Source organism: Nocardioides scoriae (assembly GCF_900104965.1).
Lineage (GTDB): Bacteria > Actinomycetota > Actinomycetes > Propionibacteriales > Nocardioidaceae > Marmoricola > Marmoricola scoriae.
On the sequence record NZ_LT629757.1, the window covers coordinates 3,951,560 to 3,977,671 of the forward strand.

A 26,112-nucleotide genomic window follows, 5' to 3' on the forward strand; every position below is an offset into this window, starting at 1 on the left:
GTCCCGGCCCCGAGCACCGCCCGCCCCCGGCGCACGACGCTGGGCTCGGCCGTCCTGGGCATGGCCGTGCTGGTCGCCGTGCTCTGGGGCCTGGAGGCCCTCGACCAGCTGAGCGGCAACCGGCTGGATCCCTACGGCATCGAGCCCCGCCGGCTCGACAGCCTCGACCACGTCTTCCTCGCGCCGTGGCTGCACGGCGGCTGGTCGCACCTCGTCTCCAACACGGTGCCGTTCTTCGGCCTCGGCGTGTTGGTGGCACTCGACGGGTGGCGCCGGTTCGCGCTGACCACCATGGTCGTCACCGTCGTCTCGGGCGCCGCGGTGTGGTTCCTCAGCCCGCCTGGTGCCGTGACCCTGGGCGCCAGCGGTCTGGTCTTCGGCTGGCTGACCTACGTGCTGGTCCGCGGGTTCTACGCCCGCAGCGGGGCCCAGGTGGCGATCGGCGTGGTGGTCTTCCTGGTCTACGGCGGCCTGCTGTGGGGCGTGCTGCCCTCGGAGGCCGGCGTCTCCTGGCAGGCCCACCTCGGTGGGGCCGTCGGCGGCCTGCTCGCGGCCAGGCTGCGCCGTCGGCGTACGAGCAGTTGAACGGCCGACACGGTCACTCGACGTCCTTCTCGGTGACCTGACGTCTGTTGCAACACGCGCCAGGTGACTGATTCCCCGGACGTCCGGGTGATCAGTCACCCGCCGCGGCGCCTACTTGACCTCGGCCCGCCGCACGAGCAGCACGCCGACGGTGAGCGGGAGCACGAGCCAGACGAGACCGGAGACCCCGAGGTGGGCCCAGTCGGTGGCGCCCAGGTCGCCCTCGTAGAGCATCGTGGAGCTGTACTGGAAGTCCACCCAGCCCTGCACGTCGGCGAACCACGACTGGAAGGCCGCCAGCATGCCGAACACGGTCGGCAGCAGGAACCAGTAGACGACGTACGCCGTGATGGCGCCCGGCGAGCTGCGCAGCAGCACCCCCAGCGTGAAGCCGACCAGCAGGCCCAGCACGTTGGCCAGCACGATGGTGGCCAGCTGCCCGACCGAGGAGTCCCAGACCGGGTCGACCCCGTTGATGGCGGCGCCCAGCAGGTTGCCCAGGGCCCCGATGGCCATGGCGAGCAGCATCGAGACCACGCCGACGGCGACGGCCACGACGGCCTTGGCGAGCAGCACCCGACCGCGGTGGGGGACCAGCGTGAAGGTGGTCAGGCCGCTGCGCTGGCTCCACTCGCTGGTGACCGAGAGGATCGCGACGACGGGGAGCAGCAGCGCCATCGGGAAGCCGACGGCCTGCGCGAAGCTGCCGTAGACCTGCGCCGAGTCGGGCGCGAAGACGATGACCGACGCGGTGGCCACGGTGGCGGCGATCGCGATCCCGGCCAGCAGCCAGAAGCCCGAGCGGGTGTCGAAGGTCTTGCGGGCCTCCACCGCCACCACCCGGGAGAACGGGATCGGGGCGAAGGTCGGGGAGACCTCGGCGGACCGGTGGGTGCCGACGACCCGCGACGGCTCGGTGACGGTCTGGGTGCTCATGCTGCGACTCCCTCGCGCCGGCTGGTGGCGGTGAGCTCGAGGAACATCTCCTCGAGCCCGGCGCTGTCGGCCGACCGGAGCTCGGTCAGCACGACCCCGGCGGCGAACGCGACGGCGCCCAGCCGGGCGGCCTCGGCGGAGGCCAGGACGGCGCCGTCGGGCGCCACGGTGTGCTCGACGCCCGCGTCGGCGAGCGCCGCGACGAGCCGGGCGGTGTCCGAGGCCCGCACCACGCTCCCGGCGCCGGCGAGCAGCTCGGCCTTGGTGCCCTGGGCCACGATCCGGCCGTTGCCGATGACGACGAGGTCGTCGGCCACGACCTCGATCTCGTGGAGCAGGTGGGAGGACAGCAGCACCGTGCCGCCCTGGTCGGCGTAGCCGCGGAGCAGGTCGCGCATCCAGCGGATGCCCGCCGGGTCGAGGCCGTTGGCGGGCTCGTCGAGGACCAGCACCCGCGGGTCGCCGATGAGGGCGGTGGCGATGCCGAGGCGCTGGCGCATGCCGAGCGAGTAGTGCCGCACCCGCCGCTCGGCCTCGCGGTCGGTGAGGCCGACCCGCTCGATCATCGTCTCGACCCGGGCGCGGGGCAGGCCCATCGTCGCGGCGGCCACGCGCAGGATCTCGCGCCCGGTCCGGCCGGCGTGCTGGGCCGACGCGTCGAGGAGCACCCCGACCTCGCGTCCCGGGTTGGGCAGCTCGGCGTAGCGGCGCCCGTCGACGGTGGCGGTCCCGGAGGTCGGGGGAGTCAGACCGACCATGACGCGCATGGTGGTCGACTTGCCGGCGCCGTTGGGACCGAGGAACCCGGTCACGCGGCCCGGACGGGCGGTGAAGCTGACGTCGTCGACGGCGGTGAAGCCGGCGTAGCGCTTCGTGAGGTGCTCGAGGGTGATCATGTCCCGCAGCCTGTCCCGCGGGCGGGGCCGGCCACATCGGGGAGGTTGCTGACCCGACCCCGGGATCCACCCGGGGAGGCTCAGGGTCGAGCGGGCACGGGGGTCGGAACACGGGGACGCCCCGCGGTGTTGGACGGGCATGCTCATCGAGATCTGGTCCGACGTCGTCTGCCCCTGGTGCTACATCGGCAAGCGCCGCCTCGAGACGGCCCTGGGCGAGTTCGCCCACGCCGACGACGTCGAGATCGTCTACCGCTCCTTCCAGCTCGACCCCTCGGCGCCCCTGGAGGCGACCGAGACCATCGCCGAGGCCCTGGGTCGCAAGTACGGCGGCGGCACCGCGGCCGGCCAGCAGATGGTCGACCGCGTCGAGGCCGTGGCCGCCGAGGAGGGCCTGCTGTTCCGCTTCGGCCAGGCCCAGCACGTCGCCACGGTCGACGCCCACCGGGTGCTGCACCTCGCCCTGGAGCAGGGGCGCGAGACCCAGGTGGCCCTCAAGGAGGAGCTGCTGGCGGCGTACTTCCTGCGGGCCGACAACGTCGCCGACCACGACGTGCTGCGTGCCGCGGCGGCGAAGGTCGGGCTCGACGCCCGCCGGGTCGACGAGGTGCTCGCCTCCCAGGAGTACGCCGACGCCATGGAGGCCGACATCCGCCAGGCCGCGGCGTACGGCGCCACCGGCGTGCCGTTCTTCGTCGTCGACCGGGCCTACGGCATCTCGGGGGCGCAGCCGGCCGAGACCTTCCTGCAGGTCCTCGACCAGGCGTGGACGGCCGCGCACCCCCAGCTGCAGACCGTCGGCGGCGGCGACGACGCCTGCGGCCCGGACGGCTGCGCCCTCTGAGGCGCAGGCCCCGCGTCGGCTAGGGTGGCGGGCGCGCACAGCGTCGTGCCGCTCACCCGTCAGGCCCCCTCCGTCAGGACTGCCGTGACCTCAAGGCCCGACCTGCCCGTCGTGCTCATCGCCGAGGAGCTCAGCCCCGCCACCGTCGCGGCCCTGGGCCCCGGCTTCGACGTGCGCCGCTTCGACGGCGACGACCGCGAGGCCCTGCTCGCCGCGCTGCCGGAGGCCGACGCGCTGCTCGTGCGCTCGGGCACCCGTGTCGACGCCGAGGCCCTGGGGCTGGCACCCCGGCTGCGCGTGGTCGCGCGGGCCGGGGTCGGCCTGGAGAACGTCGACGTGCGCGCGGCGACCCACGCCGGCGTGATGGTGGTCAACGCGCCCACGGCCAACGTCGTCAGCGCGGCCGAGCTGGCCGTCGCGCTGCTGCTGGCCGCGGCCCGCCAGATCAGCCCGGCGCACGCCTCGCTGCAGCGCCGCGAGTGGGACCGGCAGCGCTTCACCGGCACCGAGCTGGCCGGCAAGACCGTCGGCATCCTGGGCCTGGGCCGCATCGGCGTGCTGGTCGCGCAGCGGCTGGCGGCGTTCGGGATGACGGTGATCGCGCACGACCCCTACGTGCAGGCGGGCCGCGCCGCCCAGATGGGCGTGCGGATGGTCGGCCTGGCCGAGCTGATGCGCGAGTCCGACGCCGTGAGCGTCCACCTGCCCCGCACCGCCGAGACCGTGGGCCTCATCGGCGCCGCCCAGTTCGCGCTGGCCCGGCCCGGGCTGCTCCTGGTCAACGCCGCGCGCGGCGGGATCGTCGACGAGGCGGCGCTGTTCGACGCCCTCAAGGAGGGCCGGGTGCGCGCGGCGGGCCTGGACGTCTTCGAGGCGGAGCCGGCCGTCGACTCGCCGCTGCTCGACCTCGACAACGTGGTGGCCACGCCCCACCTGGGCGCCTCCACCTTCGAGGCGCAGGAGAAGGCCGGCCTGGCCGCGGCGCGCTCGGTGCGGCTCGCGCTCTCGGGCGAGCTCGTGCCCGACGCCGTCAACGTGCAGGGCGGCTCCATCGCCGAGGACATCCGCCCCGGCATCCCGCTGGTGGAGAAGCTGGGGCGGATCTTCACCGCCCTGGCCGGCGAGGTCGCCCACCAGATCGACGTCGAGGTGCGGGGCGAGATCGCCGACCACGACGTCAAGGTGCTCGAGCTCGCCGCTCTCAAGGGCGTGTTCGCCGACGTCGTCAACGACCAGGTCTCCTACGTCAACGCCCCGCTGCTGGCGGCCGAGCGCGGGGTCGAGGTCCGGCTGCTGACCGACCCCGAGAGCCCCGACCACCGCAACCTCATCACCCTGCGCGGCACCCTCGGCGACGGCTCGTCGGTCTCGGTGTCGGGCACCCTGGTGGGCCTCGCCCAGCGCGAGCGGCTGGTCGAGGTCGAGGGGTTCGGCGTCGACCTCGAGCCCAGCGAGCACCTCGCCTTCCTGCGCTACGAGGACCGGCCCGGCGTGGTCGGGGTGGTGGGCGGCATCCTGGGCGAGGCCGGGGTCAACATCGGCGGCATGCAGGTCAGCCGCGACCGCAAGGGCGGCCAGGCGCTGGTCGCGCTGTCGGTCGACTCGGCGGTCCCCGCCGAGGTGCTCGAGCAGATCCGGGTCGCCATCCGCGCCGAGCGGGTCCGGGCGATCGACCTCTGAGGGCCTGACCGCCCGGACCCTGCCGGCTCGGTGGTGGGTCCCGGCCTAGTGCGTCTCGGCCTCGATGGTGTCGGCGATCTTCTGCGCGTCGCTGCGCGGCGCCGGCAGCACCCGCAGGCCCGCGCCCCGGCTCGGCAGCGGGTTGTCGAAGGTCTGCCGCATCCCGCGCACGCCGTCCTCGACGACGAAGGACGCCCGGGTGAAGACCGGCTGGTCGGGCACCTTGACCCGGGTCACGCAGCGGTAGTCCACGCGCAGCTGGTCGGGCGTGATGCGGGTGTTGACGTAGCCGCGCAGGTTGGTCCAGAAGCGCAGGTTGGGGTTGTACGCCGCCCACGGGTGCTGGCCGGTCGGCTCGTCGTACCCGTCGCCGCCGGAGGTGATCGACGAGCAGACGAACTCCGAGCCCACGACGGGGGAGTCGGCGGCCCGGAAGTCCTGGAGCACCTCCGAGGCCCAGTGGGCGTGGACGTCGCCGGTGAGCACGACGGGGTTGCGCACCTGGGCCCTGACCCACGAGGAGACGACCCGGTCGCGGGAGGCGGTGTAGCCGTCCCAGGCGTCCATCGAGACGGTGTTGTCGGGGGTGGCGGTGCTGTCGCGGCGACCGAAGAAGACCTGCTGGCCGATCACGTCCCAGCGCGCCCGGGACCCGGCGAAGCCCTCGGCGAGCCACCGCTCCTGCTCGAAGCCCGGCAGCGACCGGTCCGGCCGGGCGGCGTCGGGGCAGTCGTCGTAGCCGTCGCCGCAGGCCTGGTCGTCGCGGAACTGGCGGGTGTCGAGCATGTGGAAGCTCGCCAGCCGTCCCCACCGCAGCCGGCGGTAGACCGAGATGTCGGGTCCGCGCGGGACCGAGGTGCGTCGCAGCGGCATGTTCTCGTAGTAGGCCTGGAAGGCGGCCGCGCGGCGTGCGGGCAGCGCCGGGCTCTCCTCGGGGTGCTCGGAGACGTCGTCGGCCCAGTTGTTGTCGACCTCGTGGTCGTCGAAGACGACCAGCCACGGCGCCACGGCGTGCGCGGCCTGCAGGTCGGCGTCCGACTTGTACTGCGCGAGGCGCTGGCGGTAGCCCGCGAGCGTGGTGGTCTCGGGGCCGCGGTGGTCGCGGACGTTGCCGCCGGGGGCGACGTAGTCCTGGGCGGTGTACTCGTACTGGTAGTCGCCCAGGTGGAGCACCAGGTCGGGCTCGTCCTCGGCCAGGCGGCGGTAGGCGGTGAAGAAGCCGTGCTCGTACTGGCTGCAGCTGACGAACGACATCGCCAGGGCGCCGCCGCGGGCGTCGTACGACGGGGCGGTGCGGGTGCGGCCCACCGGCGAGACCCACTCGCCGACGCGGAAGCGGTAGAAGTACTCCGTGCCGGGGGCCAGCCCGTCGGGCTCCACGTGCACGGAGTGGGCGGCGTCGACCGCGGCGCGGACGGTGCCGCTGTGCACCGGGCGGCGGAAGCGCTCGTCGCGGGCGAGCTGCCACTGGACCTGGTAGTCGCGCAGCGGCATCGCGCCGTAGCCCGAGTCGTCGAGCGGGTCCAGGGCCAGGCGGGTCCACAGCACCACGCCGTCGGGGCTGGGGTCGCCGCTGGCGACGCCGAGGGTGAAGGGGTCGGTGCGCAACCGGGGCGACGCGGCGCTGGCCCGGCTGTCGAGGCCGGCGGGGCGGGGTCCGACGAGGCCGCCGGCTGCGACGACGGCGCCGGTGACCAGGCCCGTCCTGACGAGGGTGCGACGCGAGGTGAGCCCGCCCGCCGGGGTGGGGGCGGTGGGCGTGGAAGGGGTCCGAGAGGGGTGCATGGCCTCCACGCTCGACCGCCCCGGGGGCCGGGGGCCGACCCCCAGGTGAACGTCAGGCCACGAGACCGGGGGTGGCGCGCAGCGGTCGCGGGTAGGGGTCCGCGAGGGTCTCGCGCCAGGCCGGCCCGAGCCGCGCGACCGCCTCGGCGAGCACGTGGGCGGGCTGGGTGAAGGGGATCCTCACGAAGCGGTCGAGGCCGCCCTCCGGGGCGAAGCTCGGGCCCGAGGCCAGCAGCACGTCGTGGCGCTCGGCGCGCGAGACCAGGGCCGTCGAGAGCGCCCGCGGCAGCTCGCACCACAGGTTGAGCCCGCCCGTGGGCCGGGTGGTGCGCCAGTCGGGCAGGTGCTCGGCCAGCGCCGCCAGGGCGGCGTCGCGCGAGACCCGCAGCTGCTCGCGGCGGTGGGCGAGCAGGTCGGCGCCGTCGCGGAGCAGGTCGGCGGCCACCAGCTGCTCGAGCGGCGAGGTGCCGAGGTCGAGGCTGAGCCGGGCGCGGAAGAGCGCGTCCATCCGGGCGGCGGGCGCCCGGACCCAGCCGATCCGCAGCCCGCCCCAGAAGGGCTTGCTCACGCTGCCGACGCTGACGTGCTCGACGACGCGGTCGCGGGCGTGGGCCGCGAACGGGAGCGGCATCGCCTGGCCCTCGAGCGGCAGCATCGCCATCGACTCGTCGACGATGGCCGTGGTCCGCGTGCGCGCCAGGGCGTCGGCCACCCGGGCGCGGCCCTCGTCGGGCAGCAGCGCGCCGGTCGGGTTGTGGAAGTCGGGGATCAGGTACGCCGCGCGCGGCACCACCTGGCGCAGCGTCGTCGTCATCGCCTCGGTGTCGGCGTCGTCGTGGGGCACCTCGACCCCCACGAGGCGGGCGCCGCTCCCGGTCAGGGTGGCGATGGCGTTGGGGTAGGTCGGGCTCTGCGTGACCGCCCGGTCGCCGGGGCCCAGCAGCGCCCGCGCGGCGATCGCGACCCCGGCCTGCGCGCCCGGCACCACCATCACCTCCTCGGGGCTCGTGGGCAGCCCGCGGGCGGCGTACGCCTCGGCGATCGCCTCGCGCAGCACCAGCAGCCCCGAGGGGAAGTAGCCCGGACCCGCGAGGTGGCGGGGCAGCTCGGCGACCGCGCGCTCGTAGGCCGCGAGCAGCCCCGGGCCGGGCAGCGGCGCGGCGCAGGTGAGGTCGACCTTGCCGTCGGGGTGCTCGGTCAGCCGCAGCAGGTGGTCGCCGTGGCCGGCCCGGCGACCGGCCGGCAGGTGGGCCACGCTGCCCGATCCCTGCCGCGAGACCAGGAACCCGTGGTCGCGCAGCTCGGCGTACGCCCGGGCGACGGTGGTGCGGCTGACCTCAAGCGCCTCGGTCAGGTCGCGCTCGCTCGGCAGCCGCACGCCGACCGGCACCCGGCCGTCGGTGATGAGCACCCGCAGCCCCTCGGCGAGCCCGCGGTAGGCGGGGGACCGGTCGAAGTCGCCCAGCAGGGTGGCCACGCGGGAGGCGGCGAGGTGACGCGTCATGCAGGCCAGTGAATCACGATTGGCCCTCGTCAACCAGGCCACTTCGGCTCCAGGGTGGACCCATGACGACCTGCCCCACCCACGAGGCCGCCGCTCCCGTCGCGCGCCGGGACCGCCGGCTCGCGTCGCTGGGGCCGGTGGCCCAGCTCCGCGCCGGACGGCTGCCGCGCCGGCTGGCCCAGCTGCTGGTCGGCCTGGCGCTGTACGGCGTCACGCTGGCGCTGCTGATCCGCTCCACCCTGGGCAACGCGCCCTGGGACGTGCTCCACCAGGGGCTGGCGCGCTACCTGCCGATGTCGATCGGCACGGCCGTGATCGTGATGAGCCTGCTGGTGCTGCTGCTGTGGATCCCGCTGCGGGAGAAGCCGGGGCTGGGCACCCTCGCCAACTCGTTCCTCGTCGGCCTGGTCGCCGACCGGGCGCTGGCCGTGGTGGCCGCGCCCGATCACCTGGGCCTGCGCGCCGGCCTGCTCGTCGCCGGCGTGGTCCTCAACGCCCTGGCCACCGCCCTCTACATCGGCTCGCAGTTCGGCCCCGGTCCCCGTGACGGCCTGATGACCGGGCTGCACCGCCGCACCGGCCTGCCGCTGGGCGTGGTCCGCACCGGCATCGAGGTGACCGTGGTCGCGCTCGGCTGGCTCCTCGGCGGCGTCGTCGGCCTCGGGACCCTCGTCTACACCCTGGCCATCGGGCCACTGGTGCAGCTGGCGCTGCCCTGGTGCGTGGTGGAGCTCCCCGAGCGTCGCGGCTGACGGCCCTTCGAGACACGACTCCGTCGTTCCTCAGGGACCGGCAGGGTCAGCCCCGTCCCTCGCTCCCTGAGGAGGGCCGCCAGGCCCGTCCGTCGGTCCCTGAGGAGGGCCGCCAGGCCCGTCTCGAAGGGCCAGGCCCGTCCCGAAGGTCAGGCCCGTCTCGAAGGGTCAGCGCCGGGTCGCCAGGAGCACGGCCGCGTCGGGGGCGACCATGACCTCGACGGCGGTGAAGCGCTCGTCGGTCAGCCAGGTCTCGCGCAGCACGTCGACCCGCCCGCCGGTGATCGGCGGCCAGAACTCGCAGGGCGTGAAGTCGTCGAGCACCACGATGCCGCCCGGCTCGACGAGGTCGGCGACGGCCTCGGCGCTGGCGTCCTCGGGGACCGACGGGTCGAGGAAGAGCAGCGAGTAGGGGCCCTTGTTGCGCAGCGTCGACCAGTCGGCGGCGAGCACCTCGACCTGCGGGTCGTCGGTGAAGATGTCCTGCGCGGCCGTGGCCAGGCGCGGGTCGAGCTCGGCGGAGAGGATGTGCGTCCCGGGCCGCACGCCCGAGCGCAGCCACGCCGTGCCGACCCCGCAGCCGGTGCCGAACTCGGCCATGATCCCGCTGCGGGTCGCGGCCAGCGCGGCCAGGAGCCGGCCGGTCTCGTTGCGGCAGAAGGACACGTAGCCCGCTCGCCGGGAGACGTCGAAGGCGCGCGAGACGATCGGCGGCAGCTCGGGAGGGGCACTCATCGGCCCATCCTCGCAAACCGGCCGCCCCCTGCGTGACGCGGCGAAGTTGTCCCATTCCTTGGGACAGTTCTCCCGAGGGGTGGTCACCGGCTCGTCGCCGGGCGCACCCTGGTGCCCTCATGCGGAACCTGTGCGTACTTATTCGCTGCCGTGGCGGGGCCTGACAGACAGGCCACCTCGCCGCGGAGCTCGGCGTACCCACGCCACCTCAGGCCTGTTGATCCCGCGAGCGAGACAGAGACGTCCACCCCTCACCTCTCGCCGAACAGGTCTTCTGCTGCGATCCGGCTTCGAGAGCTCGTTCACCTCCTCGCGTCCCTGCACCACCCACACGCGAACCCAGGAGACGACCATGTACGAGACCTTCCCCGAGTGGGGCCCGGCCAAGAACAACCCCGACAGCCCCGCCCACCACGCGCTGCACGTCGCGCTCGACCCGCGGGACACCAGCGGGCTGCGTCCTGACGACAACTAGCATCGCCCGCATGCCCGACGCCCCCGCCACCACCAGCTCGACGATCCGCCTCGCCCTCATCCCGGGCGACGGCATCGGTCCCGAGGTCACCACCGAGGCCTTCAAGGTGCTCGAGCAGGCCGCGCCCACCGGCGTCCGGTTCGAGACCACCCCCTACGAGCTGGGCGCGGACCGCTACCTCGCGACCGGCGAGGTGCTGCCCGACACGGTGCTCGAGGAGGTCCGCGGCCACGACGCGATCCTCCTCGGCGCCGTCGGGGGCAAGCCCGGCGACCCGAACCTGCCGCCCGGCCTGCTCGAGCGCGGCCTGCTGCTCCGGCTCCGCTTCGAGCTCGACCACTACGTCAACCTGCGCCCCTCGCGCATCTTCCCCGGCGCGGCCTCACCCCTGGCCGACCCGGGCGAGGTCGACTTCGTGGTCGTGCGCGAGGGCACCGAGGGTCCCTACACCGGCAACGGCGGCGCCCTGCGCGTCGGCACCCCGGCCGAGGTCGCCACCGAGGTCTCGGTCAACACCGCCTTCGGCGTGGAGCGCGTCGTGCGCGACGCCTTCGCCCGGGCCCGCAAGCGCCGCGGCACGCTCACGCTGGTCCACAAGACCAACGTGCTCGTCCACGCCGGCGCCGTGTGGTGGCGCCTGGTCCAGGAGGTCGCGCCGGAGTTCCCCGACGTGACCGTGGACTACATGCACATCGACGCGGCCACCATCTTCATGGTCAACGACCCGTCGCGCTTCGACGTGATCGTCACCGACAACCTCTTCGGCGACATCATCACCGACCTCGCCGCCGCCATCACCGGTGGCATCGGCCTGGCGGCCAGCGGCAACGTCAACCCCGACCGCACCGCTCCGTCGATGTTCGAGCCCGTCCACGGCTCCGCGCCCGACATCGCGGGCCAGGGCAAGGCCGACCCGGTCGCCGCGATCCTCTCCGGCGCCCTGCTGCTCGAGCACCTCGGCCACGAGGACGCCGCCCGCACCATCGAGGACGCCGTCGTCGCCGAGCTCGCCGCCCGCACCCCCGGCGCCCCCCTGGTCACCAGCGAGGTCGGCGACTCGGTCGCGAAGCGCGTCGTGGGCTGACGCGGCCCCCGGGGCGCGACGACCCGGGGCGACCGGAGCGGGCAGCAGCGCCACGTCCAGGCCCCTCCGATCCGAGAGATAGCGTGCCCCCATGACCTTCGACATCACCGTCACGACGTCGGACTCCCCGCGCAGCGAGGCCGAGGTCGCCGAGATCCTGGCCAACCCGGGCTTCGGCACCCACTTCACCGACCACATGCTCACGGTCGAGTGGACGCCCGAGCTCGGCTGGCACGACGCCCGCATCACGGCGTACGGCCCGATCAGCCTGGACCCGGCGACGGCGGTGCTGCACTACGCGCAGGAGACCTTCGAGGGGATGAAGGCCTACCGCCACGCGGACGGCTCGGTCTGGACCTTCCGGCCCGAGGAGAACGCCGCGCGGATGGCCCGCTCCAGCCACCGGCTGGCGCTGCCGGTGCTCGAGCCCGAGGACTTCGTGCGCTGCGTCGACGCGCTGGTCGAGGTCGACCAGCGCTGGGTCCCGGAGAACGCCGACGCGGGCGCGGGGGAGAAGAGCCTCTACCTGCGGCCGTTCATGTTCGCCTCCGAGTCCTTCCTCGGCGTGCGGCCCTCCCAGCACGTGACCTTCATGGTGATCGCCTCGCCGGCCGGCGCCTACTTCAAGGGCGGCGTCAAGCCGCTGAGCCTGTGGCTGACCGAGGACTACACCCGCGCCGGACGGGGCGGGATGGGGGCGGCCAAGACGGGCGGCAACTACGCCAGCTCGCTGGTGGCGCAGCAGGAGGCGACCGCGCACGACTGCGACCAGGTCGTGTTCCTCGACGTCGCCGAGGGGAGGTACGTCGAGGAGCTCGGCGGCATGAACATGTACTTCGTCTACCGCGACGGCCACGTCGTGACGCCCGAGACCGGCACGATCCTCGAGGGCATCACCCGCTCGGCGATCATCGAGCTGGCCCAGAAGAAGGGCCACCGCGTCGAGGAGCGCAAGATCGCGATCGACGAGTGGCGCGAGGGCGTCGCCTCCGGCGAGATCACCGAGATCTTCGCCTGCGGCACCGCGGCCGTCGTGACGCCGGTCGGCACCCTGCGCTGGGACGGCGGCGAGGTCAGCGGCGAGGCCACCGAGGAGGCCGGGCCGCTGACCATGGAGATCCGCCAGGACCTGGTCGACCTGCAGTTCGGCCGCGCCGACGACGCGTTCGGGTGGATGCACCGGGTCGTGTGACCCGGTGCCCGCCCGGCGCGGGCGGCAGCTCCCTCAGGAGGGGGAGTACGCCGCCACGAGCTCGTCGTGGGTGGCCCAGAACTGGTCCATGGGCAGGTCCTGGCCGGCGAGGTGGGCGGCGAGGTACTCCAGGCGGCGGTGCCACGTGGCGGCCTGCTCGACCGGGTCGGTGAGGTCCTCGTGGCGCACCGTCACGCGGCTGCCCTCCTCGAGGACCTCCATGTCGAACCCGACGGTGGTCTTGGGCTGGTCGGGGACCTCCCAGCTGATGGTCAGCCGGCTGCGGCGCTCCCAGCGACGCACGACGTGGCGGGTGCGCACCCCCGAGTCGTGCTCGAGGGAGTAGCCGGGGCCCGGACCGGGAGCGCCCTCGACGACGCGGGCGAGCCAGGTCGAGAGCTCCACGGGCCGGGTCAGCGCGGACCAGACGGCCTCGGGCTCGACGTCGACGTCGACGTGCACGACGGCCGCGCGGGGGGCCACCTGTCCGACGGGCGAGCCCGCCGTCGTTTCACTCCACATGGGGCATCCAGTCGTCGAGATGGGGGACCGGCGAGGCCCGGGTCGGACACGAGCCGAGGTGGGCCGTCGCGGTCGGTGACGAGCGACGGGCGTCGTCGCTGGTCAGGGACTTTACCCGTCCCGGAGTGACCGGGGCCACTGCGGGGTGCTCGTCGCCGACGCGCAGGTCGCGCGACCGCGCTGGACGGGTGGGCCCGGCTACCGTGTTCGGGTGACCAGCGCACGCGAGGACGTCTTCGTCGGCCCCTACCGCCTGCTGGCCCCGCTGGGCGAGGGCGGCATGGGCGTGGTCCACCTGGCGATGGCTCCCGACGGCCGCCGGGTGGCCCTGAAGGTGCTGCGCCCGCACATCGTCGGCGACCAGGAGGCCCGCGAGCGGCTCGCGCGCGAGGTCAGCTCGCTGCGCCGGATCACCAGCCCCCGGATCGCCGAGATCCTCGACGCCGACCCCGACGGCCCGGTGCCCTACGTCGTGACCCGCTACGTGCCCGGCCTGCCCCTCTACCACCACGTCGCCGAGGAGGGGCCGATCACCGGCCGCGACCTCGTGCACGCCGCCGACTGCCTGGCCGAGGCCCTCGGCGCGGTCCACGCCGGCGGCGTCCTGCACCGCGACATCAAGCCGACCAACGTGCTGATGGAGGGCCGCTCGCCCGTCCTCATCGACTTCGGCCTGGCCCGGGTGGCCGAGGACCCCCGGCTGACCCAGACGGGGTGGCTGCTCGGCACGCCGGGCTACCTGGCGCCCGAGATCCTCTACGGCGAGGAGGCCAGCCCGGCCTCGGACGTGCACGCCTGGGCGGCGACGCTGGTGTTCGCGGCGACCGGCCGGCCGCCGTACGGCGGGGGCCCGGCGATGGCGATCATGGACCGCGTCCGGCGCGGGGAGCACGACCTCGGCGGCGTGCCCGCCCCGATGTCGGCGCTGCTGGCGCGCTGCCTCGCGCCCGAGCCGGAGGACCGGCCGACGCTGCCGCAGGTGCGGCAGTGGCTGGCCCAGGAGCGCGCGGGCCAGGACGGGACCCGCCGGGGCGACCTGCCCGTGGCGGCCGCCCCGGCCCCCGAGCTGTGGACGATGCCGTTCGCGCCGACCCCGGTGCCCGGCCAGGAGACCGACGTCGTGCCGCTGGCCTCGGCGGCGCACGAGGAGGACCCGGCCGCGGCCGCGACGACCACCTTCCCGGCGTACCGCGAGGCCGAGCCCTACCAGCGGCCCCCGGCCGTCGCGCCCGCCCCGACCACCACCCTGGCTCCGGGGCCGCCGGCCTGGCTGGCCCCGACCCCGACCGAGCCGAGCCGGGCGCAGCGGGTGCTGCAGCTGGCCGGCCTCGCCGCGCTGGCCGGAGCGACGGTGGCCTACGCGCCGTACCTCGGCACCGCGCTCGTCGGCCTGGCCGTGCTGCTGCTCCGGGCCGGGTCGATCACCCGCCAGCGCCACGACCGACGGCGCCGGCTGCGCGGCCGCGAGCGGTGGTACGACGTGCCCGCCTCGGTGCTCGCCTCGCCCGGCTACCTCGCGCTCGCGCTGCTCGGCACCGTCTCGGGCGTGGTCGTGGGGGCGGTGGTGGGCCTGGCGATGTTCTCCATCGGCTACCTGCTGCAGCTGCGGATCGCGGTCTGCCTCGTGCTGGCGGGGATCGGCTTCGTGCCCACGCTGTGGTGGGGTCCCGGGTCGCAGCGGCTGCGCGAGTCGACCCGCTCGCTGGTCACCCGGACCGCCCGCACCGAGTTCCTCGGCTGGTTCGTCGCGGTGATGGGCGCCGTCGGCGCCGCCGCCCTGCTCGGCGTGCTGCTCTCCGCCGGTCCCAACTGGGCCCCCGACGTCGCGGCTCCCTGGAACCGCTGAGGCCGCATCCTGGTACGCCGTTCCGAGGGGCGGACGTCTCGTGGCAGAGTGGCCGCGTGCTCAGCCGCCTGATCATCGCCTAGCGCGACGGCCCCGCTCGACGGGCCGCCGCGCCGACCTCTCGTCCTCACGGGGGGTCTTTTTCTTTGCCCCCCGCACCGAAGGACCCGGACCATGACCAGCCGCACCGGTGACCTGTTCCACGTCTACGACACGACGCTGCGCGACGGCGCCCAGCAGGAGGGCCTCAACCTGTCTGTCGCCGACAAGCTGGCCATCGCGCGCCACGTCGACGGGCTCGGGGTCGGCTTCATCGAGGGCGGCTGGCCCGGCGCGAACCCCAAGGACACCGAGTTCTTCGCCCGCGCCCGCGAGGAGCTGGACCTCCGGCACGCGCGGCTGGCGGCGTTCGGGGCGACCCGGCGGGCCGGCGTGGCCGCCGCGGACGACCCGCTCGTGGCGGCGCTGCGCGACTCGGGCGCCGGCGTGGTGACGCTGGTGGCCAAGTCGCACGACCGCCACGTCGAGCTGGCGCTGCGCACCACGCTGGAGGAGAACCTCGCGATGGTGCGCGACACCGTGGCCCACCTGCGCGCCGAGGGCCAGCGGGTCTTCCTCGACGCGGAGCACTTCTTCGACGGCTACCGCGACAACCGCGACTACGCCCTGGAGGTGCTGCGCACCGCGTTCGAGGCCGGGGCCGACGTGGCGGCGCTGTGCGACACCAACGGCGGCATGCTGCCCACCTGGGTGGGCGACGTCGTGGGCGACGTGGTCGCGGCGACCGGCGGCCGCGTCGGCATCCACTGCCACAACGACACCGGCTGCGCCGTGGCCAACACCCTGGCCGCCGTGGACGCCGGCGCCACCCACGTGCAGGGCACCCTCAACGGCTACGGCGAGCGCACCGGCAACGCCGACCTCGTCACCGTGGTCGCCAACCTCGAGCTCAAGCTCGGCACCGAGGTGCTGCCCGCCGGCCTGCTGCGCGAGGCCACCCGGGTGGCCCACGCGGTCGCCGAGGTCACCAACGTGCCCCCCGCCTCGCGCCAGCCGTACGTCGGCACGAGCGCGTTCGCGCACAAGGCGGGCCTGCACGCCAGCGCGATCAAGGTCGACCCGTTCCTCTACCAGCACATGGACCCCGAGGGCGTCGGCAACGACATGAGGCTGCTGGTCTCCGACATGGCCGGCCGCGCCTCGATCGAGCTCAAGGGCCGCGAGCTCGGCTTCGAGCTCGACGCGGCCACCGTGCAGCGGGTGACCGCGCGGGTCAAGGACCTCGAGGCCCGCGGCTTCACCTTCGAGGCCGCGGACGCCTCCTTCGAGCTGCTGCTCGTCGAGGAGGTGGAGGGCCTGCGGCCGGCGTACGTCGAGGTCGAGTCGTGGCGCGTCATCACCGAGACCCGGATCGCCGAGGAGGCGGTCTCCGAGGCGACCGTCAAGCTGCGCGCGGGCGGGGCCCGGATCGTGGTGACCGGCGAGGGCAACGGGCCCGTCAACGCGCTCGACTCGGCGCTGCGCCAGGCGATCTCGCAGCTCTACCCCGAGATCGTGAAGTTCGAGCTGATCGACTACAAGGTGCGCATCCTCGACCAGGGCCACGGCACCGACGCCATCACCCGGGTGCTGATCGAGACCACCGACGGCGAGAGCTCCTGGGTGACGGTCGGCGTGGGCCACAACGTCATCGAGGCGTCGTGGATGGCGCTCATCGACAGCCTCACCTTCGGGCTGCGCCGCCACGACGCCTGAGTGCGTCAGGCGGGGCCGCTAGGGTCGCGCCACAGACCCGGCGACCGGTCCGGGCAGCGCGCGAGAGGCCCCCGATGACGGACGTGAAGCAGCACAAGATCCTGCTCGACGAGAGCGAGATGCCGACCCGCTGGTACAACGTCCTGCACGACCTCCCGACGCCGCCGCCCCCGCCGCTGCACCCCGGCACCGGGCAGCCGATCGGGCCCGAGGACCTCACCCCGCTGTTCCCGATGGCGCTGATCGAGCAGGAGGTCTCGACCGAGCAGTACGTCGACATCCCCGACGAGGTCCTCGACGTCTACCGGTTGTGGCGCCCGAGCCCGCTGTTCCGTGCCCACCGCCTCGAGAAGGCGCTGGGCACCCCGGCGAAGATCTACTACAAGTACGAAGGCGTCTCGCCCGCCGGCTCGCACAAGCCCAACACCGCCGTGCCGCAGGCCTACTACAACAAGCAGGCCGGCATCTCGAAGCTCACCACCGAGACCGGCGCCGGCCAGTGGGGCACCTCGCTGGCCTTCGCCTGCGCGCAGTACGACATGGAGTGCGAGGTCTGGCAGGTCCGGGCCTCCTACGACCAGAAGCCCTACCGCCGGATGATGATCGAGACCTTCGGCGGCACGGTCCACCCCAGCCCCTCGGAGCTGACCGCCGCGGGCCGCGCCATCCTGGCCGAGCACCCCGACTCCACCGGCTCGCTCGGGATCGCCATCAGCGAGGCCGTCGAGGTCGCCGCCCAGGACCCGACGATCAACTACGCGCTCGGCAGCGTGCTCAACCACGTGCTGCTGCACCAGACGATCATCGGCGAGGAGGCGCTGCTCCAGCTGGCCAAGATCGGCGAGACCCCCGACCTGCTCGTCGGCTGCACCGGCGGTGGGTCCAACTTCGGCGGGCTGATGTTCCCCTTCCTGCGCGAGAAGTGGGCGGGACGGATCTCGCCGGAGGTGCGCGCCGTCGAGCCGAGCGCCTGCCCGACGCTGACCCAGGGCACCTACGCCTACGACTTCGGCGACACCGCCGGCATGACGCCGCTGATGAAGATGCACACGCTGGGCCACGACTTCGTGCCCGACCCGATCCACTCGGGCGGGCTGCGCTACCACGGCATGAGCCCGCTGATCAGCCACCTCTACGAGACCGGCGAGATCGGGGCGGTCGCCAAGCCGCAGTCCGAGTGCTTCGCGGCCGGCGTGCTCTTCGCCCGGACCGAGGGCATCGTGCCGGCGCCCGAGCCGACCCACGCGCTGGCCGCGGCCATCGAGGAGGCGGTGCGCTGCAAGGAGACCGGCGAGGAGAAGGTCATCCTCACCGCGCTGTGCGGCCACGGCCACCTCGACCTGCCCGCCTACGCCGCCTACCTCGCGGGCGACGTCGAGGACACCTCGTGGGAGGACGACGCCCTCCAGGCGGCGGTCGCCGAGGCCCTGACCAAGCTGGCGCAGCTGTCCTGACGATGGCCGAGCTCCACGACCTCACGGCCCTCGAGCAGGGCGCGGCGATCGCGGCGGGGGAGACCTCGAGCGCCGAGCTCGTCGAGCACTACCTGGCGCGCGTCGAGGCCCGCGGCAGCGAGCTGGGTGCCTTCGTCACCGTGACGCCCGAGCGGGCGCGGGCGGCCGCCCGGGCGGTGGTGGCGACGGGCCCGCTCGCCGGGGTGCCGACGGCGGTCAAGGACCTCAACGCGACCGCGGGCGTGCGCACCACCTTCGGCTCGCCGGTCTTCGCCGAGCACGTGCCCGAGGTCGACGACGAGGTGGTGCGCCGCCTCGCCGCCGGCGGCCTGGTCAGCCTGGGCAAGACCAGCACGCCGGAGTTCGGCTCACCCTGCTACACCGAGCCCGAGGGGCTGCTCCCGGCCGTCACGCCCTGGGACACCACCCGGATGGCGGGCGGCTCCAGCGGCGGCGCCGGGGCCGCCGTGGCGGCCGGCCTGGTGCCCCTCGCCCAGGGGTCCGACGGAGGCGGGTCCATCCGGATCCCCGCCAGCTGCTGCGGGCTGGTGGGGCTCAAGCCCACGCGGGGCCGCATCTCCGGCGCCCCGACCTACGGCGACCCCGTCGGCCTCTCGACCGCGGGGCCGCTGGCCCGGACCGTGCGCGACGCCGCGGCCCTGCTCGACGTCATGGCCGGCCGCGCCGTCGGCGACCCGTCGTGGGCCCCGGAGCCGGCCGTGCCGTTCCTCGAGGCCTGCGACCGCGAGCCCGGCCGGCTGCGGGTCGGCCGGTTCCTGGAGCCGGTCATCGCCGACGTCGGCCCGCAGGGGCTCGACCCGGCGGTCGTCGCGGCGTACGACGCCACCAGCCGGCTGCTCGAGGACCTCGGCCACGAGGTCGTCGAGATCGAGGCGCCGCTCGGCCGCGAGGCGGTGCCGTTCTTCGAGACCTGCTGGGCGGTGCTGACCGCGCAGTCGGTGGTGCCGCTGCCCGAGGCCGCCCGGCCGCTGCTGCGCCCGCTGACCCGGTGGCTGGCCGATCGTGGCACGGCCGTCAGCGGCCCGGAGTTCGCGCTCGCGCTCGGCGAGCTGCGGCGGGTGGCGGCCCGCGCGCTCGCGGCCGTGGCGGCGTACGACGTGGTGCTGACCCCGACGCTGGCCCAGCAGCCGCTCCCGGTCGGCGCGATCCGCGACGACGCCGACCCGGCGGCCGACTTCGAGGCCCAGAAGCGGTTCACGCCGTACACCTCGATGTGGAACGTCACGGGGAGCCCGGCGGTCTCGCTGCCGGTGCACGTCTCGCCCGAGGGCCTGCCCGTCGGCGTCATGCTCGCGGCCCGCCCGGGCGAGGAGGCGCTGCTGCTGTCGCTGGCGGCCCAGGTCGAGGCGGCCGACCCGTGGCGGGAGCGGCACCCGCCGGGCTGGTGACGGCTCAGGCGTCCGCGGTGTCGCGGGGGCGGGCCGCCTCGACGGTGAGCGCGGCGATGGCGGTCGTGATCGGCACGGCCAGGACCAGCCCGATGCCCGAGGCCAGGGTGCGCACGATCTCCTCGGCGAAGTCCTCGGTCGAGACCAGGGACAGCGCCGGCCGCTCGTAGAAGGAGAGGAGCAGCAGCACCGAGAGCGCGGCGCCGGAGTAGGCGAACACGATGGTGTAGATCGTCGAGGCGATGTGGTCGCGCCCGATCCGCATGCCGCGGGTGAACAGCTCGGCCCGTCCCAGCTCGGGCGCCACGGCCCGCAGCTCCCACACGGCCGAGGCCTGGGTGATGGTGACGTCGTTGAGCACGCCGAGCCCCGCCACGATGACCGCGCAGGTCAGCAGGCCCTGGAAGTCGAGGTCGGTGAGGAAGGTCGCGAGCAGCTGGCCGGTCTCGTCGGAGACGCCGGTCAGGCGGGTGCGGTCGATGGCCAGGATCCCGATGGCGGCGGTGACCGCGACGCCGAGCAGGGTGCCGGCGAGCGCCGCGCTGGTGCGGACCGAGACGCCGTGGGCCAGGTAGAGGACCACGAACATGATGGCCGAGGACCCGGTCATCGCCACCAGCAGGCCGTCGCCGCCCTCCAGCAGCGCCGGCAGCACGAAGCGCACCAGGACGAGGGCACCGACCCCGAGGCCGACCAGGGCCAGCAGCCCGCGCAGCCGCGCCACCAGCGCGACCACGACGACGAAGGCCAGCGCCAGCCACCCGATCGGCGCGTTGCGCTCGACGTTGACGAACGAGAACGGCGTCTCGGTGCCGGCCTGGGAGGGCACCTGGAGCAGCTGCACCCGGTCGCCGGACCGCAGGCCCGAGCGGCTGACCTCGGGCGGCACCCCGACGGTGACCTCGGTGCCGGCCTCGTCACCGGTCAGCACCCGGGCGCTGACCTGGCCGCAGCCCTGCTGGCGCTCGACGTCGCCCCGCGAGGTGCCCGGTGTCGGCGCGGCGGGGTCCGAGCCGGTGCCGCCGGTGCCGCCGGCGGGCTGCGGGGCGGGGCACGCCTCGGCCACGTCGGTGACCTCGGCCGACTGGAAGGTGACGCCGGGGGCGACGAAGGCCGCGGAGGCGTCCTCGACCCGGGCGTCGCCCTGCGGCCACAGCAGCACCAGGCCCAGGACCGTGGCCAGGCCGGCCACCCCGAGGAAGGCCAGCAGCGCCCGCCGGGCGCCGGGCCGGGACCCGACGTCCGGGCCGTCGGGAGCGTCGAGGTGGCTGTGCGCGTGGGCGTGGCGACCGGTCACGCGGGCCATCCGACCACAGCCCGGCCCCGCTCGCGCCCGGGCCCGCCCGCCGCGCGGCTCAGAACGTGACCGAGCCGCCGGAGCGGTGGTAGACGCCACCCTCGCGGGCCAGGAAGCCCTCGTCGACGAGGTGGCGGCGCAGCGCGGCGACGTCGTCGTGGAAGCCGCGGAGGATCTCGTTGACCTGCGTCTCGGCGTACTCCCGGCCGGGCTCGAAGGACTGCGCCAGGTGGTCGAGCACCAGCCGCAGCTTGCTCCGCCGGGTCGGCATGATCACCAGCCGCCCGTCCTGCACGAAGCGGCCGACCACGTCGGCGTCGGTCGGTCCCGAGGTCGTCCCCATGGGGGCAGGGTAGGAGGCGTCGCCGGGTCCGGCCACCGGTTTGCGAGACGCGACCGCCCCGTCGGGGCTCGCAGGGAACCGCGCCGCCCGGCCTCGCGTCGAACGGGCATGGGTGCTCGGGGAGGTCGTGGACGGGATCGTGGACGGGGTCGTCGGCTCGCCGCGCTGGCGGCCGGGGTGGTGCTCGTCTCGGTGCCGGTCGCGGGCAGCGGCAGCGCCCGCGCCAGCTGTGCCGCCCCGGAGCTCGCGGTCGCGGGCGCCGGGACCGGACCGGCCGGGGTGGCCCGGGTGCCGGCCGGCGGGTCGCTGGCGGTGGCGGGGCGGGGGTTCGTCGAGGGCTGCGACGACACCGGGGGCGCGACGACCGGGCCGGGCTGCGGCGCCCGCGAGCCCCGCGAGGTCGAGCGCCCGCGCCGCGACGTCGCGCTGGTGCTGGTGCAGGGCTCGCGGCGCTGGACCCTCGGCACCGCCGACGCGGGCACCGCGTCCGACGACCGGCTGGGTCGGGTGTCGTGGCGGGTCGAGGTGCCGGCGGCCGTCCGGCCCGGCCCGGCCCGGCTGGTCACCCGGGACGCCGAGCTCAGGGTGCGGGTCGTCGCGCCGGGGTGAGCGCGTCCGCGTGCGCCAGCAGGTCGTCGCAGGCGGCGACGAGGCGAGCGCGGAGCGGGGCGCCGCGCTCGGCGAAGTCGCGCTGCGCGGCGGCGTACTCCTGCTTGCCGGCGGGGGTCTCGATCCGCACCGGCACGAGGCCGAGGCCGGCGAAGTCGTACGGCGAGGCCCGCATGTCGAGCTCGCGGATCTCCCACGCCAGGGCGAAGCAGTCGGCGACCAGCTCGGAGGGCACCAGCGGCGTCAGCCGGAACGCGTGCTTGTAGAGGTCCATCCCGGCGTGCAGGCAGCCCGGCTGCTCGTGCGCCTCCCGGTCGTCGCGGCCGGGGGAGAGGGTGTTGAGCGGCCGCGCGGTGTCGGTGAAGAACCGGAACGCGTCGAAGTGGGAGCAGCCGATGCGGTGGCTCTCCACCACCCGGTCGGTGCCCTCGCCGCCCAGGCGCAGCGGCCAGTCGTGGCGGACCCCGTCGGCGGGCAGCCGGTGCACCATCGCCCACTCGTGCAGCCCGAAGCACCCCAGCGTGGGCGGCCTCCCCGCCGTGGCGACCAGCAGCCGCCGCGTCGCCTCCACGAGCGGGAGCCGGGAGAGCAGGACCTCGGGGGTGACCGACAGCCCGGGACCTCCCACGCCGGCGGCGTCCGCCTCGTCCGGGCCGACCGTCGCGGCGTACCCCTTCCGGTCGGCGAGCTCCGGCGCGTCCAGCAGGCGCACGCCGAACCCGGGGTGCCAGCGCCGGAACGCGGCCGGCGACTGGGAGTAGTAGCCGAACAGGAAGTCGTGGACCGGGTGCTTCTCGCCCCGGCGGCGGCGCTCGAGGTGGGGCACCACCCAGGTGTCGACCCGTCGGGCGTGCGCCTCGGCGCGCGCCAGCCAGTCGTCCCGGGTGAGGTCCTCCACAGGCGACGACGGTAGTTCCTCGTCGCCGACCCCGCCTCGGTAGGCTCAGGTGGTGCGTATCGCGAGATTCACCACGGGGGACGACCCCCGCTTCGGCCTTGTCACCGGCGACCCGAGCACGGGGGACGACCTCGACGTCTCCGACCCGGACGCCCTCGTCACCGTCCTCGCGGGCGACCCGCTCTACGTCGGCATCGAGCCGACGCAGGAGCAGGTCCGGCTCGCGGACGTGCGGCTCCTCTCCCCGGTGCTGCCGCGGAGCAAGGTGGTGGGGATCGGCCGCAACTACGCCGCCCACGCCGCCGAGATGGGGGGTGAGGTGCCCGACGAGCCGCTGATGTTCCTCAAGCCCAACACCTCGGTGATCGGTCCGGGCGACCCGATCTTCTACCCCCGCCAGACCCAGAATCTGCACTACGAGGGCGAGCTGGCCGTCGTCATCGGCCGCATCTGCCGCGACGTGCCGAAGGAGAGGTGGGCCGACGTGGTCCACGGCTTCACGATCGGCAACGACGTGACCGCCCGCGACCTGCAGAAGAAGGACGGCCAGTTCACGCGGGCCAAGGGCTTCGACTCCTTCTGCCCGCTCGGGCCCTGGATCGAGACCGAGCTCGACGTGAGCGACCTGCGGGTGCAGACGTTCCTCGAGGGCGAGGTCCGCCAGGACGGCCGCACCTCCGACCTGATCTTCGACGTCCCCACCCTGATCGCCCACGTCAGCAGCGTGATGACGCTGCTGCCCGGCGACGTGATCCTCACCGGCACCCCCGAGGGTGTCGGTCCCATGGAGGTCGGTGACGAGGTCGAGATCGTCGTCCAGGGCATCGGCTCGCTGACCAACAAGGTGGCCGCCCGATGAGCGCCGACGACGTCACCGGCGGCCGGCCCGTCCGGGTCCGGATGGCCCCCAGCCCGACCGGGTCGCCCCACGTCGGCCTGGCCCGCACCGCCCTCTACAACTGGGCCTTCGCGCGCCACCACGGCGGCACCTTCGTCTTCCGCATCGAGGACACCGACCTCGCGCGCAACACCCAGGAGTCCTACGACGGGCTCTTCGAGGTGATGCGCTGGCTGGGCCTCGACTGGGACGAGGGGCCCGACGTCGGCGGCCCGCACGCGCCGTACCGCCAGAGCGAGCGGAGCGAGATCTACACCGACGCGCTGGCGCGGCTCAAGGGGTCCTCGCGCACCTACGACTGCTACTGCACCAACGAGGAGGTCGACGCGCGCCGCAAGGCCTCGGGCTCCAAGGTGATGGGCTACGACGGCTTCTGCCGCGAGCTCACCCCGGAGCAGGTGGCGGCGTTCGAGGCCGAGGGCCGGGCGCCGGTCGTGCGGTTCCGGATGCCCGACGGCGAGATCACCTTCGACGACCTGGTGCGCGGCGAGATCACCTTCTCGACCGAGCACGTGCCCGACTTCGCGCTGGCGCGGGCCAACGGCCAGCCGCTCTACACCCTGGTCAACCCCGTCGACGACGCGCTCATGGAGATCACCCACGTGCTGCGCGGCGAGGACCTGCTCTCCAGCACCCCCCGCCAGGTGGCGCTCTACGACGCCCTCGTCGAGGTCGGCATCGCCACCGGCACGCCGCGCTTCGGACACCTGCCCTACGTCATGGGCCAGGGCAACAAGAAGCTCTCCAAGCGCGACCCCGAGGCCCACCTGCTGGCCTACCGCGACCAGGGGTTCCTGCCGGAGGGGCTGCTCAACTACCTCGCGCTGCTCGGCTGGGCCATCGCCGAGGACCGCGACGTGTTCACCCTCGAGGAGATGGTGGCCGCCTTCGACGTCCGGCGCGTCAACCCCAACCCGGCCCGCTTCGACGTCAAGAAGGCCGACGCCATCAACGCGGCCCACATGCGGATGCTCACCCTGGAGGACATGACCGCCCGCGTCACGCCGTACCTCCAGGAGGCCGGGGTGCTCTCCGACCCGGTGACCGACGCCGAGGCCGAGCGCCTCGCCGCCGCGATGCCGCTGGTGCACGAGCGGATGAACAAGCTGACCGAGGCCGCCGACATGCTGGGCTTCCTGTTCACCGACGAGGTGGCCTACGACGAGGCCGACGTCGCGAAGCTGCTGGCCGGCGACGGGGGAGCCGTGGTCGAGGCCGCCGAGCGGGCGCTCTCCGGGCTGGCCGAGTGGACCACCCCCGCGATCGAGGAGGCGCTGCGCGTCGCCCTGGTCGAGGAGAGGGGCCTCAAGCCGCGCAACGCCTTCGGGCCGGTGCGGGTGGCCGTCACGGGCCGCAAGGTCTCCCCGCCGCTGTTCGAGTCGCTGGAGCTGCTGGGACGCGAGGAGTCCCTGGCCCGGCTGGCCGGCGCCCCCCGTCCTGCGGCAGGAGCCGACGCGTGAGCGGCTCCTGGCCGCCGCCGGGGGCCCAGCCGCCGGCAGCAGGGGGGCAGCCGCCGGCGTACGGCCAGCAGCCCTACGGCCAGCAGCCCTACGGCCAGCCGCCGTACGCCGGGCCGCAGGTCCCGCAGCGCCCCGGCCACCCCCACGCCGAGCCGCGCACCTACCCGCTGATGCTGCGCACGTGGACCTACGCCGCCTGGAAGCCGATCCTCGGCATCTTCGTCATGGCGGTCGGTGGTCTCATCGTGTTCCCGATCCTGCTGCTGCCCGTCCTGGTGGTGGGCGTGGCGCTCGAGGGGGGCCAGGGGCCGTTCCTGCAGCGGGTCTCCGACGCCGCGTCGCTGGAGTCGGTGACGCCGTCCTCGATGCTCTACATCAACCTGGCGCTGGCCTCGCTGATCGTGCTGGCCATGCTGCTGGTGCGCTTCCTGCACGGCCTGCGACCGCGCTGGCTGGCCTCGGTGCAGCCCGGCATCCGGTGGAAGTTCCTGCTGGTCTGCGTGGGCCTCTCGGTGGTCGCGCTGGCGGCCTCGCTGGTCACCTCGGCGCTGCTCCCGCAGGACCCGCAGGAGCTCTCGGGCTCCCCGGCGTTCCCGACCGGTCAGCTCGCCGTCACCGCGGTCGTCATCCTGCTCACGACGCCGCTGCAGGCGATCGGCGAGGAGTACGCCTTCCGCGGCTACCTGATGCAGGCCTTCGGCTCGCTGTTCGGCAACCCGTGGGTGGCGCTGGTGCTGACCTCGCTGCTGTTCGGCCTGGCCCACGGCACCCAGAACTTCCCGCTGTTCTTCGACCGCTTCGCCTTCGGGATGATCGCCGGAGCCACCGTGATCCTCGTCGGGGGCCTGGAGGCCGGCATCGCCCTGCACGTGCTCAACAACCTGGTGGCCTTCGGCTTCGCGATCGCCTACGACCAGCTCCAGGGGTCGCTGACGGTCTCCGAGGCGTCGTGGTGGCAGCTGCCGGTCACGGTCGTCCAGAACGGCCTCTACCTGGTGCTGGTGCTGCTCGTGGCCAGGCGGATGGGGCTGCGCCGCACCACCGCGCCGCCGGTCGCCGAGGGGCGCCAGGACGCGGTCGCGGGAGCTCCCGCGTCGTGACGCAGCGCGCACGCGGCGTTCGTCACACCGCTGGAGGGACCCCTCGATTGGTG

General features: G+C 74.4%; 24 protein-coding genes. 15 read left to right on the top strand and 9 right to left on the bottom strand.

The window, feature by feature from the left end:
- Nucleotides 1–60: 60 nt before the first annotated feature.
- On the top strand, nt 61–585 hold the full coding sequence (locus tag BLU55_RS18715) for a rhomboid family intramembrane serine protease (RefSeq protein WP_091734255.1): 525 nt from the start codon (nt 61–63) through the stop codon (nt 583–585).
- Between the two features lie 111 nt (nt 586–696).
- On the opposite strand, the gene BLU55_RS18720 is transcribed toward BLU55_RS18715, so the two are convergent.
- The gene (locus tag BLU55_RS18720) at nt 697–1,521 is read right to left on the bottom strand and encodes an ABC transporter permease subunit (RefSeq protein ID WP_231916963.1); all 825 of its coding nucleotides are present in this window, start codon (nt 1,519–1,521) and stop codon (nt 697–699) included.
- Nucleotides 1,518–2,417, bottom strand: a complete 900-nt coding sequence (locus tag BLU55_RS18725) for an ABC transporter ATP-binding protein (protein ID WP_172833937.1) — start codon at nt 2,415–2,417, stop codon at nt 1,518–1,520. Before BLU55_RS18725 ends, BLU55_RS18720 begins: the two co-directional genes overlap by 4 nt.
- A gap of 139 nt (nt 2,418–2,556) precedes the next feature.
- Between BLU55_RS18725 and BLU55_RS18730 the strand changes: the two genes are divergently transcribed.
- Together BLU55_RS18730 and serA are read left to right on the top strand one after the other, a co-directional pair.
- Complete coding sequence (locus BLU55_RS18730) at nt 2,557–3,261, top strand: DsbA family oxidoreductase (RefSeq protein WP_091732927.1); 705 nt, start codon at nt 2,557–2,559, stop codon at nt 3,259–3,261.
- An 84-nt stretch (nt 3,262–3,345) separates the two neighbouring features.
- A complete protein-coding gene (gene serA / locus BLU55_RS18735) occupies nt 3,346–4,941 on the top strand; it encodes a phosphoglycerate dehydrogenase (protein WP_091732928.1) in 1,596 nt (531 codons plus the stop codon).
- Nucleotides 4,942–4,986: 45 nt separating this feature from the next.
- Here serA and BLU55_RS18740 read toward each other — a convergent pair whose 3' ends face one another.
- Together BLU55_RS18740 and yczR are read right to left on the bottom strand one after the other, a co-directional pair.
- Complete coding sequence (locus BLU55_RS18740; protein ID WP_091732931.1) at nt 4,987–6,726, bottom strand: alkaline phosphatase D family protein; 1,740 nt, start codon at nt 6,724–6,726, stop codon at nt 4,987–4,989.
- Nucleotides 6,727–6,778: 52 nt separating this feature from the next.
- Nucleotides 6,779–8,230, bottom strand: coding sequence for a MocR-like transcription factor YczR (yczR, locus tag BLU55_RS18745; RefSeq protein WP_091732934.1), 1,452 nt, complete (start codon nt 8,228–8,230; stop codon nt 6,779–6,781).
- 62 nt (nt 8,231–8,292) lie between these two features.
- On the opposite strand from yczR, the gene yczE reads away from it, so the two are divergent.
- Entirely contained in the window at nt 8,293–8,982 is a 690-nt protein-coding gene (gene yczE, locus BLU55_RS18750; protein ID WP_091732938.1) for a membrane protein YczE, read from the top strand.
- A gap of 168 nt (nt 8,983–9,150) precedes the next feature.
- Here the strand turns inward: yczE and BLU55_RS18755 are convergent, their stop codons facing one another.
- On the bottom strand, nt 9,151–9,717 hold the full coding sequence (locus BLU55_RS18755) for an O-methyltransferase (RefSeq protein ID WP_091732940.1): 567 nt from the start codon (nt 9,715–9,717) through the stop codon (nt 9,151–9,153).
- A gap of 352 nt (nt 9,718–10,069) precedes the next feature.
- Here BLU55_RS18755 and BLU55_RS20080 point away from each other — a divergent pair, with 352 nt between their 5' ends.
- The 3 genes from BLU55_RS20080 to BLU55_RS18765 all read left to right on the top strand — a co-directional run bounded on the left by BLU55_RS20080 (nt 10,070) and on the right by BLU55_RS18765 (nt 12,468).
- Nucleotides 10,070–10,192, top strand: a complete 123-nt coding sequence (locus tag BLU55_RS20080) for a hypothetical protein (protein WP_269457926.1) — start codon at nt 10,070–10,072, stop codon at nt 10,190–10,192.
- 10 nt (nt 10,193–10,202) lie between these two features.
- Nucleotides 10,203–11,276 carry a 3-isopropylmalate dehydrogenase gene (locus BLU55_RS18760; RefSeq protein ID WP_091732943.1) on the top strand — a complete coding sequence of 358 codons (1,074 nt, stop codon included), beginning with the start codon at nt 10,203–10,205 and terminating at the stop codon, nt 11,274–11,276.
- Nucleotides 11,277–11,367: 91 nt separating this feature from the next.
- Nucleotides 11,368–12,468 carry a branched-chain amino acid aminotransferase gene (locus tag BLU55_RS18765; protein WP_091732946.1) on the top strand — a complete coding sequence of 367 codons (1,101 nt, stop codon included), beginning with the start codon at nt 11,368–11,370 and terminating at the stop codon, nt 12,466–12,468.
- Nucleotides 12,469–12,501: 33 nt separating this feature from the next.
- Here BLU55_RS18765 and BLU55_RS18770 read toward each other — a convergent pair whose 3' ends face one another.
- Nucleotides 12,502–12,951: an SRPBCC domain-containing protein gene (locus BLU55_RS18770; protein WP_157682946.1), complete on the bottom strand. Its 450-nt coding sequence runs from the start codon at nt 12,949–12,951 to the stop codon at nt 12,502–12,504.
- 250 nt (nt 12,952–13,201) lie between these two features.
- Between BLU55_RS18770 and BLU55_RS18775 the strand changes: the two genes are divergently transcribed.
- From BLU55_RS18775 to BLU55_RS18790, 4 genes are all read left to right on the top strand, one after another.
- Complete coding sequence (locus BLU55_RS18775; protein ID WP_091732951.1) at nt 13,202–14,836, top strand: serine/threonine-protein kinase; 1,635 nt, start codon at nt 13,202–13,204, stop codon at nt 14,834–14,836.
- A gap of 174 nt (nt 14,837–15,010) precedes the next feature.
- Nucleotides 15,011–16,591, top strand: coding sequence for a citramalate synthase (cimA, locus tag BLU55_RS18780; RefSeq protein ID WP_091732954.1), 1,581 nt, complete (start codon nt 15,011–15,013; stop codon nt 16,589–16,591).
- A gap of 74 nt (nt 16,592–16,665) precedes the next feature.
- A complete protein-coding gene (locus tag BLU55_RS18785) occupies nt 16,666–18,045 on the top strand; it encodes a TrpB-like pyridoxal phosphate-dependent enzyme (protein WP_091732958.1) in 1,380 nt (459 codons plus the stop codon).
- Between the two features lie 2 nt (nt 18,046–18,047).
- Nucleotides 18,048–19,454 carry an amidase gene (locus BLU55_RS18790; protein WP_091732961.1) on the top strand — a complete coding sequence of 469 codons (1,407 nt, stop codon included), beginning with the start codon at nt 18,048–18,050 and terminating at the stop codon, nt 19,452–19,454.
- 4 nt (nt 19,455–19,458) lie between these two features.
- On the opposite strand, the gene BLU55_RS18795 is transcribed toward BLU55_RS18790, so the two are convergent.
- Nucleotides 19,459–20,751 carry a YibE/F family protein gene (locus BLU55_RS18795; RefSeq protein ID WP_231916964.1) on the bottom strand — a complete coding sequence of 431 codons (1,293 nt, stop codon included), beginning with the start codon at nt 20,749–20,751 and terminating at the stop codon, nt 19,459–19,461.
- Nucleotides 20,752–20,809: 58 nt separating this feature from the next.
- Entirely contained in the window at nt 20,810–21,094 is a 285-nt protein-coding gene (locus BLU55_RS18800; RefSeq protein ID WP_091734262.1) for a DUF2087 domain-containing protein, read from the bottom strand.
- Nucleotides 21,095–21,271: 177 nt separating this feature from the next.
- Between BLU55_RS18800 and BLU55_RS18805 the strand changes: the two genes are divergently transcribed.
- Nucleotides 21,272–21,703, top strand: a complete 432-nt coding sequence (locus BLU55_RS18805; RefSeq protein WP_091732967.1) for a hypothetical protein — start codon at nt 21,272–21,274, stop codon at nt 21,701–21,703.
- On the opposite strand, the gene BLU55_RS18810 is transcribed toward BLU55_RS18805, so the two are convergent.
- Complete coding sequence (locus tag BLU55_RS18810; protein ID WP_091732969.1) at nt 21,675–22,601, bottom strand: 3-methyladenine DNA glycosylase; 927 nt, start codon at nt 22,599–22,601, stop codon at nt 21,675–21,677. The genes BLU55_RS18805 and BLU55_RS18810 overlap by 29 nt on opposite strands.
- A 52-nt stretch (nt 22,602–22,653) precedes the next feature.
- Here BLU55_RS18810 and BLU55_RS18815 point away from each other — a divergent pair, with 52 nt between their 5' ends.
- Genes BLU55_RS18815 through BLU55_RS18825 form a run of 3 tightly spaced genes read left to right on the top strand, consistent with a single transcriptional unit; the run spans nt 22,654 to nt 26,059 of the window.
- Complete coding sequence (locus tag BLU55_RS18815; protein ID WP_091734263.1) at nt 22,654–23,460, top strand: fumarylacetoacetate hydrolase family protein; 807 nt, start codon at nt 22,654–22,656, stop codon at nt 23,458–23,460.
- Nucleotides 23,457–24,959 carry a glutamate--tRNA ligase gene (gene gltX / locus BLU55_RS18820; RefSeq protein WP_091732972.1) on the top strand — a complete coding sequence of 501 codons (1,503 nt, stop codon included), beginning with the start codon at nt 23,457–23,459 and terminating at the stop codon, nt 24,957–24,959. The genes BLU55_RS18815 and gltX overlap by 4 nt, the downstream gene beginning before the upstream one ends.
- On the top strand, nt 24,956–26,059 hold the full coding sequence (locus BLU55_RS18825; protein ID WP_091732975.1) for a CPBP family intramembrane glutamic endopeptidase: 1,104 nt from the start codon (nt 24,956–24,958) through the stop codon (nt 26,057–26,059). The genes gltX and BLU55_RS18825 overlap by 4 nt, the downstream gene beginning before the upstream one ends.
- Nucleotides 26,060–26,112 lie beyond the last annotated feature (53 nt).